This is a genomic window from Sinorhizobium americanum, assembly GCF_001651855.1.
Classification (GTDB): domain Bacteria; phylum Pseudomonadota; class Alphaproteobacteria; order Rhizobiales; family Rhizobiaceae; genus Sinorhizobium; species Sinorhizobium americanum.
This window is the reverse complement of sequence record NZ_LNQC01000031.1, coordinates 34,926-48,086: the sequence shown is the minus strand read 5'-3', so window position 1 is coordinate 48,086 and position 13,161 is coordinate 34,926. Positions and strand designations below refer to the sequence as shown.

The 13,161-nt window shown below is 63.5% G+C and carries 10 protein-coding genes; 4 read left to right on the top strand and 6 right to left on the bottom strand.

Translation table 11 applies throughout. The annotated features are described in order from the left end of the window. Positions 1–149: 149 nt before the first annotated feature. Positions 150–2,075 (bottom strand): methyl-accepting chemotaxis protein, encoded by a 1,926-nt coding sequence (locus ATC00_RS01315; RefSeq protein WP_064251725.1) that lies wholly within the window; start codon positions 2,073–2,075, stop codon positions 150–152. 245 nt (positions 2,076–2,320) lie between these two features. Between ATC00_RS01315 and ATC00_RS01310 the strand changes: the two genes are divergently transcribed. Continuing rightward, on the top strand, positions 2,321–3,073 hold the full coding sequence (locus ATC00_RS01310) for a TlyA family RNA methyltransferase (RefSeq protein ID WP_064251724.1): 753 nt from the start codon (positions 2,321–2,323) through the stop codon (positions 3,071–3,073). Further along, a complete protein-coding gene (locus ATC00_RS01305) occupies positions 3,070–4,317 on the top strand; it encodes a class I SAM-dependent RNA methyltransferase (RefSeq protein ID WP_064251723.1) in 1,248 nt (415 codons plus the stop codon). Before ATC00_RS01310 ends, ATC00_RS01305 begins: the two co-directional genes overlap by 4 nt. Before the next feature lie 54 nt (positions 4,318–4,371). Here ATC00_RS01305 and ATC00_RS01300 read toward each other — a convergent pair whose 3' ends face one another. From ATC00_RS01300 to ATC00_RS01290, 3 genes are all read right to left on the bottom strand, one after another. Next, positions 4,372–5,463, bottom strand: a complete 1,092-nt coding sequence (locus ATC00_RS01300; protein WP_064251722.1) for a mechanosensitive ion channel family protein — start codon at positions 5,461–5,463, stop codon at positions 4,372–4,374. Between the two features lie 330 nt (positions 5,464–5,793). Further along, positions 5,794–6,546 carry a crotonase/enoyl-CoA hydratase family protein gene (locus ATC00_RS01295; protein ID WP_064251721.1) on the bottom strand — a complete coding sequence of 251 codons (753 nt, stop codon included), beginning with the start codon at positions 6,544–6,546 and terminating at the stop codon, positions 5,794–5,796. A 21-nt stretch (positions 6,547–6,567) separates the two neighbouring features. Beyond that, a complete protein-coding gene (locus ATC00_RS01290; protein ID WP_064251720.1) occupies positions 6,568–8,349 on the bottom strand; it encodes an acyl-CoA dehydrogenase in 1,782 nt (593 codons plus the stop codon). Positions 8,350–8,530: 181 nt separating this feature from the next. On the opposite strand from ATC00_RS01290, the gene ATC00_RS01285 reads away from it, so the two are divergent. After that, positions 8,531–9,520 (top strand): transporter, encoded by a 990-nt coding sequence (locus ATC00_RS01285; protein ID WP_064251719.1) that lies wholly within the window; start codon positions 8,531–8,533, stop codon positions 9,518–9,520. 161 nt (positions 9,521–9,681) lie between these two features. Further along, the gene (locus ATC00_RS01280; protein WP_037379247.1) at positions 9,682–10,743 is read left to right on the top strand and encodes a glycoside hydrolase family 25 protein; all 1,062 of its coding nucleotides are present in this window, start codon (positions 9,682–9,684) and stop codon (positions 10,741–10,743) included. 26 nt (positions 10,744–10,769) lie between these two features. Here ATC00_RS01280 and ATC00_RS01275 read toward each other — a convergent pair whose 3' ends face one another. Together ATC00_RS01275 and ATC00_RS01270 are read right to left on the bottom strand one after the other, a co-directional pair. Next, positions 10,770–11,870 (bottom strand): FAD-binding oxidoreductase, encoded by a 1,101-nt coding sequence (locus ATC00_RS01275; protein WP_064251718.1) that lies wholly within the window; start codon positions 11,868–11,870, stop codon positions 10,770–10,772. Then, the gene (locus ATC00_RS01270) at positions 11,867–13,111 is read right to left on the bottom strand and encodes an aromatic ring-hydroxylating oxygenase subunit alpha (protein ID WP_064251728.1); all 1,245 of its coding nucleotides are present in this window, start codon (positions 13,109–13,111) and stop codon (positions 11,867–11,869) included. The genes ATC00_RS01275 and ATC00_RS01270 overlap by 4 nt, the downstream gene beginning before the upstream one ends. Positions 13,112–13,161 lie beyond the last annotated feature (50 nt).

Sequence of the window (13,161 nt, the reverse complement as noted above, 5' to 3'; positions counted from 1 at the left end):
CCGATCGCTCCGGAGAGGGGCGGGCCATCCCATAATCTGATTTGCTCAGCCTTGGGAATCCCAAGAGTCCACACGACCTAGTCGAGACCGGTCAAAGAAAAAGGCCCGACCAACCGGCCGGGCCGAGCGTCTACAGAGATCGTATCCGATCAGAACTCGCTCCACTCCTGACTTTGCGCCACGGCCGCCGAGCCGAAGGAGCGCGTCACCTTCTGCCCAAGCAGCCGGGCCGGAGAGGCAACCGGCTTTGAAGCCGCCGACGCGACGGCGAGTGCGGCTCCTTCCTTTCGATCGCCTAGCTTGAACTGGCGGATGAGTTCGTCCAATGCGGCCGCCTCGCGAGCGAGCCCATGGCTGGCCGCCGTAGACTGCTCGACCATGGCAGCATTCTGCTGAGTGCCCTGGTCCATCGCATTGACTGCCGTATTGATTTCCAGCAACCCGGTCGACTGTTCGCGCGCCGCTTTTACGATCGCACGCATGTGACCGTTGATCTCGTGCACCTCGCCAACGATCGCTTCGAGTGCCTCGCCCGTCTGGCCGACGAGTTGCACACCGGTGCGAACCTGATCGCCAGACGTCATGATCAGCGCCTTGATTTCCTTGGCGGCGTTGGCCGAACGCTGGGCGAGCTCACGCACTTCCTGCGCCACGACGGCGAAGCCCTTGCCCGCCTCGCCGGCGCGGGCGGCTTCGACACCGGCGTTCAACGCCAGAAGGTTGGTCTGGAAGGCGATGTCGTCGATGACGCCGATGATGTTGGAGATTTCACCCGACGACTTTTCGATCGCATGCATGGCGCTCACGGCGCTGCGGACCACGTCTCCGGATTTTTCCGCCCCTGCCCGCGCCCGCTCGACGAGAATGCCGGCATCTTCCGCGCGTTTGGTGGAATCGCGAACCGTTGTCGTGATCTCCTCCAGGGCGGCCGCCGTTTCTTCGACGGAAGCTGCCTGCTGCTCGGTGCGTCTTGCGAGGTCGTTCGCAGCCTCGCGGATCTCGTGGGCGCCGGCGCTGATAGCGCCGGCATTCTGACCGACGGCACGCAATGTCGCCTGCAGCTTTTCCAGCGATTGGTTGAAATCGAGGCGCAACGGGTCGAGGCGCGCCGCGAAAGGCACGTCGATGCGATAGGCGACGTTGCCCTCGGCGAGAGCGGTCAGGCCATTGCCGAGCGCGTCCATGGCAGATCGTATTTCGGCAGCCTCGCGCGCCTTTTCAGCATCGGTCCGGGTACGGTCGGCCTCGGCCTCGTTCTTCATTTTTTCGGTTTCTCCGGCGAGCCTCAGCTTCTCGACCGCGGCCTCCCGGAACACCACCACCGCCCGGGCCATCTGCCCGACTTCATCCTTGCGGTCGAGGGCGGGCACATCGATCTGGTGATCGCCACCGGCGAGCCTGCCCATTGCGTTTGTCATGCCGATGATCGGCCGTACGATCGCTCGCGACAGCGCCCAGGCCATGAGGATGGCGAGCGTTGTTGCAACCACCGCGCCGATGACGAGCGTGGCTGCCAGAACCGACATGGCGTTTGCCTGCAGGACCTGCTGCTCCGCCGACCAGGCATTCGCCTGCTGCTTGATCTTCGCAGCCGCCTCACGGAACATGTCGAGCTGCCCCTTGGTAGCCTTGCGGCCAATTTCGATGATTTCGGGAATCGGCATCTCGGTCGTGCGGCGCGCCTCGATCTGAGGCTTGGCGAGCTCGTTGAAATAGACGTCGGCGGCCTTCTGCATGTCGTCGATCAGAGCAACGAGTTGCGGCTCGGCGGAGACCGCATCGCGCGCGGCCGCGATGCTCTTTTCCATCCGCTTGCGATTGGCAAAGACGTCGTTATAGGTGCTGTCGCTGCGGAAGAGCAGAAAGCCGCGCAGGTTGACGGCCTGCTCCAGCATCGCCTGGGACGCTTCGTCGATGAGGTTTACGACGCGCGCCGATTCGCGCTGGCGAACGGAGGCCCGCCTGGCGTCTTCGGCCTTCCAATAGACGACGGCGGAAACGGCCAGGAAGAGGGCAATCAGGCCGAGAAAGGTCAGGCCGAGCTTGCGACGAAGGGGATTGGACTTCAGGGACATGGGTAAGATCCTGCAAGGAAGCGACGGCAAGCTGGAGGGCGGCAGATCGTGGCCGTGTTTGACGGCCGACGCTCTTCACCATTCCAAACATGTACATGGATATGGCAGGGAAACGCACCGATCATGGTGCGGCGTGGGAGTCCTGCCGACGCGAAGGATTCGCATCCTTTGATTTAATTTCGCTTAATTCAACCCGGCTCGTCCGGGTCCCTTGCATTGCGCGGCACGACGCGCCATGACGGACCATGTCCAACGAAACGCCCATGATCCGCCTCGACCAATTGCTCCTGAACAAAGGCCTGGTGGCCAGCCGCGCCCGGGCGCGCGATGCGATCCAGCGCGGCACCGTCAAGGTCGACGGCCGCACCGTGACCAAGCCAGCCGCCAGCTTTGGCGAAAGCGCGGCGATCACCATCGACGATCCGGCGCAGGCCTATGTCTCCCGCGCAGCGCTGAAGCTGGTCGCCGCGCTTGACCATTTCGGCGTCGATCCGGCAGGCCAGGCCTGCCTCGACATCGGCGCCTCGACGGGCGGCTTCACCGAGGTGCTGTTGAAGCGCGGCGCCGCGCATGTGGTTTCCGTGGATGTCGGCCACGGACAGATGCATCCGCGTATCGCGGAAGATCCGCGGGTCACCAATATCGAAGGGCTGAATGCCCGGGCCATGACAGCGGACGATATCGGCAACCGGGCGATCACCTTCATCGCCTCCGACGTCTCGTTCATTTCGCTGAAGCTGGCTCTCCCGCCGGCACTGTCGCTGGCCGAGCCGGGCGCCAATTGCATCCTGCTCGTCAAGCCGCAATTCGAGGCCGGACGCGATGCGATCAGCAAGGCCGGGCTCCTCAAGGATCCGGAGAGCGCCCCGACTGTCGCGGCAGAACTCGAGCGCTGGCTAGTGGAGGACATGGCCTGGCAAAGCCTCGGCCTCGTCCCCTCGCCCATTGCCGGCGGCGACGGCAACAAGGAGTTTCTGCTTGCGGGGCTGAAGCCATGAGCACTCAGATCGTCACCATTAGCCGGCTCGGTGCCCAGGGAGATGGGATCGCGCAGACCGAAGCCGGACCCGTCTACGCGCCCTTCACCCTGCCCGGCGAAAGCGTCGCGCTGGCCGTCAACAAGGCGCATGGTACGCTGATTTCGCTGAAGGAGGCTTCCACGGAGCGGACCGAACCGAAGTGTCGGCACTTCGGCCCGGACGGCATCAACGGCACATGCGGCGGCTGTACCCTGCAGCACGCCTCCGACCCGCTCTATCACGCCTTCAAGCGCAATCTCGTCATCGACGCCTTGAAGTCGAAAGGCCTGACGCCAGAGGTCGCGCCGTTGATCATCGCCCGGTCCGGCGAGCGCCGGCGCGCCGTGTTCACCGCCCGGCGAACCGAAAAGGAACTGCTGCTCGGCTTCAATCAGGCGCAAAGCCACCATATCGTCGCGATCGGCGAATGTCCGATCACCAGCCCGGGCATCGTCTCGCGGCTCGCGACCATCCGCAAGATCGCGTCGGCTATGGCGTCTGGCAGCGAGCCGTTCCGGATCACCGTGCTCGAGACCGACACCGGTCTCGACCTCGCCTTCGATGACATCAAGCTCGGCGACCGGCAGCGACGTTCGACCGTGGAAGCCGTTCTCGGCGCGCGGGGCATCGCGCGCGTCAGCCTGAACGGCGAGATTATCATCGAGCCGGTCAAGCCGCTGATCGATTTCGGCGGCGTGCCGGTGTCGCCGCCGCCGGGTGCCTTCACGCAGGCGACACGGCCGGCCGAGGAGGCGATGGCGAAGCTCGTGCTCGACCATCTCGGCAAGGCGAAGCGCGTGGCCGATCTCTTCGCCGGCATCGGCACCTTTGCACTCCGGATCGCCCGAACGGCGCGGGTGCATGCCGTCGAGGGTGAGGACAAGGCGCTGAAGGCGCTCGACTTCGCCGCACGCAACACGCAGGGCCTGAAGCCGGTGACGGTCGAGAAGCGCGACCTCTTTCGCCGGCCGATGATGGCGCAGGAGCTGAAGGTCTTCGACGCCGTCGTCTTCGACCCGCCGCGGGCCGGCGCCGAGGCGCAATGCCACGAACTCGCCCGGTCGGGCGTGAAGAAGATTGCCGCAGTCTCCTGCAATCCGACGACACTCGCGAGGGATCTGTCGATCCTCGTTGCCGCCGGCTACCGCATCACATCGGCGACCCCGATCGACCAGTTCCTCTGGTCGGCGCATGTCGAGACGGTTGCGACGCTGGAAAGGTGATCTCTTATCGGCCGCTATTCATCCGGCCAGGTGCGACTCGTGGCGTGAGGAAGCTCACCTCAAATTGCTCTTTGGAAACAGCACGCGATCAGGTTTTGCATTCATTCGCGCCAGCATTTCCTTGATCAAGCGTGTTTTGGTGCGCCCCGCTTCCTTCGGCGGCACGAGGTAACGCACGATGGCCTCCAGCCAGGTGTTTTCGCTGACGCGAAAATGAACCACGGGATGCTCCTTCACCTCGAGTTCGTCCACCGGCGTTTCCGACAGGATGTGCTTATAGACCTTCACCTTCTGGCTCATGATGTCGCCGATCTGCTCTTCCACGACCTCTCTCATGGTTCGCGCTACAAATTCCAGATCGCTTTCATAGGCGAGCTGGAACTTGATTTCGTTCCAGACATAGGGAAACAGCGGCCAGGAATAGTTGAAGACCGGTGTGTCAAACACGGTGGAATTCGGAAACTTGATAATGCGTCCGCTCGGATGATCGGTCCAAAGATATTCGCCGCCGAATTCCCATAACGTCGTGTCGAGATAGCTGACATCGATGACATCGCCATGGGCATCGCCGATGCGAATGCGGTCGCCGACGCGATAAGGCGCCCTGGCCAGAATATAAATCCACGCGATGAAACTGGAGATCGGCATTTGCAGCGCAAAACCGAGAATCAGAGAAATCAGGCCCAGCGAAACGACGGCGCCGTACCAGTTCACAAACAAGACTGAAATGGCGACGAATACGATGGCGACGACGACCACCAATCGAAAAATACGTTTAAGGTTAAAACGCGCAACACGATTGGGAATTCGGCCAATGAGAAAGACTTCAACGACCTTCGCCACGGTCAACATAGTGAAAATGAGAAGGCCGCCCCTGACGTAATTCAGCACGCGAAGGCGCGAAGGCGCGTCAAGCCATTCCAAGCGCCAGTTGACCAGCACTTGGATGCCAAAAAGCAGCAAGGCAGCGCCAGCGAAGCTAACCGTCCACCAGATGTCTTCCTTGCGAAGGCTGAAGCGAAATTCTTTCTCGGGCTCCTTCGCCTTCTGTTGCATGGTTTTTGGATCAGCAGTTTGTTGCGCGGCCCGTTCGAGCCGGGAAAGGTTTTCCTGTTCCTTGTCGCTTTCCTTGTCCCGTCGTTCCATCGGTTCACCCCGCCGTGGCCATCCACGCAGCCAGTGCCTTCTCGTTCCTCGACGGCGGCATTCCGGTGATGCCTCGCCATATGACGAAGTTCAAATGGACAGTCCGGACAAACCCGTCGTCGTTCGCAGACCTATGCTTGATCAAATTCGTCCATACGGTAACTCCATTATTAAACACCAAATATGGGCACTTGCCTCCAGGCATTTCATCCAGAGGGCATTACCGAGCCGATGGGCGTCCGCGGTGGACGGGTGCACGCTGATTGATGTGGCATGACGAACTTGCTGCAGCGATTCAACGTATGTGCAAGTTCGTGAGCGCGCGGCGCCTCAGCGGCGCATGAAGGCCTCGAACGCCGCCCGCGCTTCAGCGCTCTTCAACTGCGCCGCAAAATGCTCGGCCTCCTCGTCGATCCTGGCGAGGACGTCATTCCGGTCGCCGCGGATCAGATCGCGGGCGATGCGCAGCGCCTCCGGCGGTTTCTTCGCGAGTCGTCCTGTCAGCGACAGCGTTTCTTCCTCGACGGCGTTCTCGTCGACCACCTTCCAGATCAGTCCGGCCTGAAGGGCAGCGGCCGGTTCGAGCGGCTCGCCGGCGGCAAGCAGCGCGAAGGCTCGCTGGTGGCCCATGATGCGCGGGGCGATCAGGCTCGAGGCGGCTTCCGGCACGAGCGCCAGATCGACGAAGGGCGTCTTGAACACCGATCGGGCTGAGGCGACCGTCAGGTCGCAATGGAGATGGATCGTCGTGCCGATGCCGATCGCCAGGCCGTCGACTCCGGAAACGACCGGCTTCGTCGCGCTCGCCAGGGCGCGGAGAAAGTCGAGGACTTCGCCTCCCATGCTTCCGCCCATGGCGAAAGCCAGGAAATCATTCATGTCGTTGCCGGCCGAGAAGCACCCTTCCGTACCGAGAAACGCGGTGGCGCGGATCGCCGGGTCCGATCCGGCGACGGTCAACGCCGCCGTCATCTTCGCGTACATGTCGCGCGTGATGGCGTTCTTCTTGTCCGGCCGGTTGAAGCGGATCACCTGTACGCCGGGATAGGCCTCCGGACGTTCGACGAGCACATGATCGGTCATAAGGATTTTCCTGTTTCTGCTTCAGTCGAGAATGAAGCGGGCGGCGGCGAGGCTATCCGCCCCGGTGACCACACGATCCTTGAGCGCCGCCGTTTCGGCGAGCAGGTTCTCCGCGGCGAAGCGGCAGAGGGCGACGCGCGCCTCCTCTTTCCCGTCACCGGCGCCCGCCAGGCCGCCCTTGGCAAGGTAGGCCCCCGTCAGCACCAGGCCGAAGAGGCGCTGATAGGCGGTCGCGCCGGCAAGCGCTTCGGCGGTTCGTCCGTCACCGAGCGCTGCAAGCAGCCAGTCGGTTGCCTCTTCAAGATCGGCAATCGACGTCTCGAGGCGCGCCGCGGTCTCGCCGAACTCCTGCCTGTTCGAAGCCGCCACCGCCTGGGCGACGTCGCGGAGCTCGCCGATGAAGCCGCGCACCTGGCGACCTTCGGAAAGCGGCAGCTTGCGGGTGACGAGGTCGATCGCCTGGATGCCGTTGGTGCCTTCGTAGATCGGCGCAATGCGGGCGTCCCGCAGATAGCGGGCCGCACCGGTTTCCTCGATGAAGCCCATGCCGCCATGCACCTGAATGCCCATAGAGGCGACGTCGACGCCGGCGTCGGTGGCGAAGGACTTGGCGATCGGCGTCAAGAGGCTCGAGCGCTCCTGCCAATGGCGGGCCGCTTCCCCTTCGCTCGCATGCGCCATGTCGACGGCGTGCGCGCAGGCATAGGCGATGGCGCGCGAGCCCTGCGTCAGCGCCTTCATCGTCAAGAGCGTGCGGGCGACATCCGGATGCTCGACGATCGGGCTCATGCCTTGGCCGCTCCAGCCGGGCGCCCGGCCCTGGGTGCGTTCCTTGGCATAGGCGATGGCCTTTTGCGTCGCTGCCTCGGCGATCGCCACGCCCTGCATGCCGACGGCCAGCCGGGCGTTGTTCATCATCGTGAACATGCAGGCGAGCCCGCGGTTTTCCTCGCCGACGAGATAACCGATCGCGCCCTTCTCGTCGCCGAACTTGCCGTCGCCATAGATCATCGTGCAGGTCGGCGAACCATGAATGCCGAGCTTGTGTTCGAGCGAGTGGCAGAAGAGATCGTTGCGGGCGCCGAGCGAACCGTCCTCATTGACGAGGAATTTCGGCACCAGAAACAGCGAGATGCCCTTCGTACCCGCAGGCGCATCCGGCAGGCGGGCCAAGACGAGGTGGATGATGTTGTCGGTGAAGTCGTGCTCGCCCCAGGTGATGAAGATCTTCTGGCCGAAGATGCGGTAGCTGCCGTCGCCGCAGCGCTCGGCACGGGTCTTCAGCACGCCGAGGTCGGAGCCGGCATGCGGCTCGGTCAGGTTCATCGACCCCATCCACTCGCCGGAGACCATCTTCGACAGGAAGGTCGCCTTCAGGAAATCGGAACCGTGCCTGTCCAGTGCCTCGATCGCGCCCATGGTGAGCGTCGGGCCAAGCGCGAAGGCCATGGAGCCGCTGTTCCACATCTCCATGGCGGCGACATGCAGCATGTGCGGCAGTTCCTGGCCGCCGAAAACCTCTGGCGCCGTCAGGCCGTTCCAGCCTCCTTGAATCCAGTTATGGTAGAGGTCGCGCCAACCTTCCGGCGTCTTGACCGCGCCGTCGATAAGCCGCGATCCCTGACGGTCCCCCACTTCACCGAGCGGCGCCACCTCGTCGGTGGCGAAGCGGCCGGCTTCCGAAAGGATCGCATCGACGAGATCTTCGCCGAGTTCGCCGAAGACGCCCGCGTTCGCGGCATCGGCCATACCGGCCACGTGCTTCAGGGTGAATGCGATCTCGTCCACCGGTGCCTTGTACATGGTGCTCCTCCCTTGCGGCCGTCGGCGCAGGCTCGCTTCGGCTTCCTATCGGCCGCACACTATTTGTTTTTACGTAAACGTCAACGTCAATTCTGGACGCCACGACGGCGATGGACTGTAACAAAACTGTCATGGCGCGCGAATAGAAGCCACTTCGCATGACCCTCGTCGCGGCGCCCAAATGAACCTGATTTCTCCCGAAATACCCGGCCTTGTCTGGGCCTACCGGTTCCTGCCCGGAGAAAGCCGGTGCTTGCGTATCGCGACCGATTCACCGATTGAGAGCCTGCAGGCCGGCGACGGCTGGGTCTGGCTGCATCTGGCGTTGAGCGATGCGCGCACGCCGGCACTGATCGAGCGCATTGGCAATCTCCCGCCGGCGGCGATAGCGACCCTTACTAGCCATGACACCCAGGCGGCGATCACCGTGGCTGAGGACGTTGTCTATGGCACGCTCGTCGATTTCGAACGGACCTTCGACACGATGACGAAGACGATCGGCTGGCTGCACTTCGCCGTCAGCGACCGGATGATCATCACCAGCCGCCTGCATCCTCTCAGAAGCATCGACCGCGTCAAGGCGGCGGTCGAGAAGAGCGCCAAATGCGGACGGCCGATCGATCTCTTCGAAATGCTCGTCACCGAGTTCCAGCGGACGCTGATCACGCTGGTGCTTGAATTGACGGAGGAACTGAACGTCATCGAGGACCGCGTCTATGGCGAGGCGGGACACCGGCAGCAGCCGGGGCTGGCGCCCTTGCGCCGAACCGTCGTGCGGCTGCATCGGCATCTGAGAACGGTCCTCGCGCTGCTGCGACGCGCCGGCACGTCCGATGAGGACGAGGTGCCGCCGGGCTTCATCGACGTCGCCGAACGGCTTTCCGATCGGCTGGAGGCGGTCGATCGCGACGTGTTCGCGCTTCAGGAGCGCGCCAGGCTGCTGCACGAGGAGATCGACAGCAAGATTTCCTCGGAGACCAATCGCCACCTCTACATTCTCTCGCTGATGACCGCCTTCCTGCTGCCGCCGACGCTCGTCACCGGCTTCTTCGGCATGAACACGGGTGCCCTGCCCTTCGCCAACGGCGGCGGCACCCTCTATGCCGGGCTGATCATCGCCGCCTCCATGGGCCTGGCCTGGCTGATCCTCAGACGCGTCGGCATCCTTTAGAGCGGATACGACCAACACGCCACGTTTCGCGCTGCAATCCAGAGCCGAGTGCCGCCGCACTTTACCGCCAAGAGTCAGTGTACAGGAGCGACGCTCTCGCGCAGATTGGCTGAGGGGCTGAGATTTACGACCCTTTAACGTTAAGTCGGCAATCTCAGAGAATGGAAAAGCGGGGAATCTCGATCTCGGGGATGATCTTGCGCCTGGCGGCCTTCGTAGGCCTGACCTTTGCGGCGGCGAACGCACGCGCCGCAGATGTCGAACCGTGGAAAGCGCGGCAGAACGCCATCATCGTCGACGCTTACGAACTGAACAGCATCGACTGGGAAGCGATGCTGAAAGACAAGCGCATCGCCGGCTTCATCGCGAAAGCCTCCGACGGACTTCCGGAAAGCTACACCTGCACCGGCGATCACGGCGGAGACACCGTCGCCCACTGCAAGACGATGTGGCGAAAATATGCGGTCAGCCGCGAACTCTACCAGACGCGCCGGATGATCGCCCGCTCCCAGGGCCTGCTCTGGGGCGCCTATCACCTGGCGCGACCGGGCAATCCCGTCGATCAGGCCAATCACTTCCTCGACTATGCGGAGCCGCGCGAGGACGAATTGATGGTCCTCGACATCGAGGGCATCGATCCCAAGGACTACATGTCGCTCGAGGACGCTGCGATCTTTGCCGGCCACATCAAGGCCCGCACCGGCCGCTATCCCATTCTCTACACCAACCACATCACCGCCAAGCAGATCGCCGCCAACCGCGCCCAGCATCGGCTGCTTTCCCGCCTGCCGCTCTGGTATGCCCGCTACAAGCCTGACATTCGCGACGTCTTTCCGATGGGCAACTGGGACCGCTATGCGCTGTGGCAGTTCTCGTCGTCGCATAATTGCGGAAAGAAACGCTGCCCCTATCGGGTGCCGGGGACGCTCAACGACATCGACGTCAACGTCGCCGCAATGACCGTTTCGGAGTTGAAGAAGGTGTGGCCGCACGGCGCGCTGCTCCCGGAAAAGCCGCCGATCGTCACCGTCATCGCCTCCGCGAAGGCCGGCAGGGCGCCGGCAGCCAGCGCCGCGGTCTCCGTCCCGCTCGCAAAACCCTTGCTCATCAGCCGGGCCGAGGCCGAGAGCGGCTCGGGCGCCGGCGTCGACGGAACGGTCACAGGAGCGATCAGCGTGAAGGCCGCCGAGGCGCACCTGCCCAACCAGCCCGAGCGCCGCTGAAAAAGCCGGACGGCGCCTGTAGCTGTCTACGCTTCGATCTGAACGTCGCCGATAGGCCGCGAGCAGCAGGCGAGGATGTAGCCCTCGTCGACTTCGTCATCGAGAATACCGCCATTGTGGCTCATCTCGACTTCGCCGGCGATCTTCAAGACGCGACACGTGCCGCAGATGCCGCCCTCGCAGGCGGCACCGATCCTGACGCCGTTGGCGCGCGCCGTCTGCAGGATCGTCTGGCCGGGGACGGTCGAGACGTCCTTGCCGCTCATTGTGAAGGTTACCCGCGCCGCCTCGGCCAGAGCCCCGGCAGCCGGCCCGGCGCGTATGGCAAGTTCCTCGGCCGCCGGCGCCGCCGCCGGCTGGAAGCTTTCCTGGTGGTAGCGAGCCATGTCGAAACCCACCCCCTCCAGCATCTCCCGGACCCCGCGCATGAAGGGTTCGGGGCCGCAACAGAAAACCGTTCGCTCCAGAAAATCCGGTGCAAGCAGCGGCAGCTTCGTCGCATCGATACGGCCGCGCAGGCCGTGCCAGCCGTGCCGCGCCTCGTGCCCTTCCACCAGGAAGCCGAGATTGAGCCGCGGCATCTGGCGGGCGAGGATCTCAAGCTCCGCCTTGAACAGCAGATCCTCCGGCTGCCGGGCGCAGGAGATGAAAGTGACATCCGTTGCCGGCGCGCAGTCTGCCATCCAGCGGGTCATCGACATCATCGGCGTGATGCCAGAGCCGGCCGAGACGAACAGATATTTTTCGCCCGGATGGCGAACGAAGCTGAAATCGCCGAGCGGCCCCAGCGCCTTCAGTGTCATGCCGGGCTTCAGATTGTCGAACATCCAGCGCGTGCCGATGCTGTTCGACTGCGCCTTGGCCGTGACCGCCACGGAGAGCGGGCGGGACGGCGAGGACGACAGCGTATAGGTGCGCATCACCGGTTCCTCGCCGACTGGCAGTTCGAGCGTGACGAACTGCCCGGGCAGGTAGCGGAACCAGGCCGGCCTGTCGGACCGGAAGGTGAAGGTCATCACATCCGCGGTCTCGGCAACCGCGGAGATGCATTCGAGCAGGAACTGGCGATCTTTCCAGGGCTGCAGTTCGTCGAAGTGGTGAAAGGAGCGTGCCATTTCCATCGTCATGCCACCCGCGACAGAGGAGCGGCGCTGCCCTGCAGGCGATCCAGCATGAAGCGCGAATACCAGTCGACGAACTGCATGACGCCGCCCTCGTGCTCGGCCGAATAGGGGCCCGGCTCATAGGCCGGCGAACGGATGCCGAAGGCGTTTTCCTCGACGATCTGACGGTCCTGGTCGTTGGTCTCGGTCCAGACATGGGTGAGGTCTTCGAGGGTATAGTCGACCCCTTCGACCGCATCCTTGCTGACGAGCCATTTCGTCGTGACCTGCGTCAGTTCCGGCCCGAGCGGCAGCACGCGGAAGGTGATCGCATGGTCGCCGAGGATGTGGTTCCAGGTCGTCGGGTAATGGAAGAGCAGCAGCGTGCCGACGCCATTCGCGCTTATGTCACCGGAAAGCTGCTTGCGGACCGCCTTCTCGCCGGACATCGTATAGCTCTCCGCCCCGTTGATCAGCGGCATTCTCGTCATGCGGAACTGGCCGGTCGGCCCGATCTTGAAGGCGCTTGGCAGCCCCGCCGCCTCGCATCTCTCCCAATGGGCACCGATTTCCGGATCGTCCATGGCGCCCTGGACGCCCGTCACAGTCGGAGCCTCGGGATAGGTCCGGCAGAGTTCCGGATGGTTGGCGGCACAATGGTAGCACTCGCGGTTGTTCTCCCAGACGAGCTTCCAATTGCCCTTCTCGACGATGGTGCTTTCATAGGCGACCTTGGTTTCGCCGAGGCGATGCGGCGCGAGATAGGCTGCGACCGTGTCGCGGAAGGGCTGGAAATCCATGGGCCGCTCGGCAAGGCTGATGAAGATATAGCCGCCGACCGTTTCGCAACTGACCGGCTTCAGGCTGTGCTGGGCCGGATCGAAATCCTCCGGCATCTGCCGGGCGAAGAGCAGCCTGCCGTCGAGTTCGTAGGTCCACTGGTGATAGGGACAAACAAGCTTGGCCGAGGATCCCTTGTGCTGGGTGCAAACGCGCGAGCCGCGATGGCGGCAGGAATTGTGCAGCGCCCGGACCGCCCCCTGGCGATCGCGCACGATGACGATCGGATAGTCGCCGACCTGCAGCGTGAAATAGTTGCCGGGACGCGGGATTTCGCAGTCGTGGCCGACGAAGAGCCAATCCTTGTACCAGATATTCTCCAGGTCCTGACGGTAATAGTCCGGGTCGATGTAGAAGGCCCGGTCGAGACTGTAGCCCTCGCGGCGGGTCTTCAGTTTGCGCAGCATTTCGTTCTGGATGTCCATGCCCATGTCCTCGTTAGCCCTGTTTCGGGCAGGCAGGACAGGAACCGCGC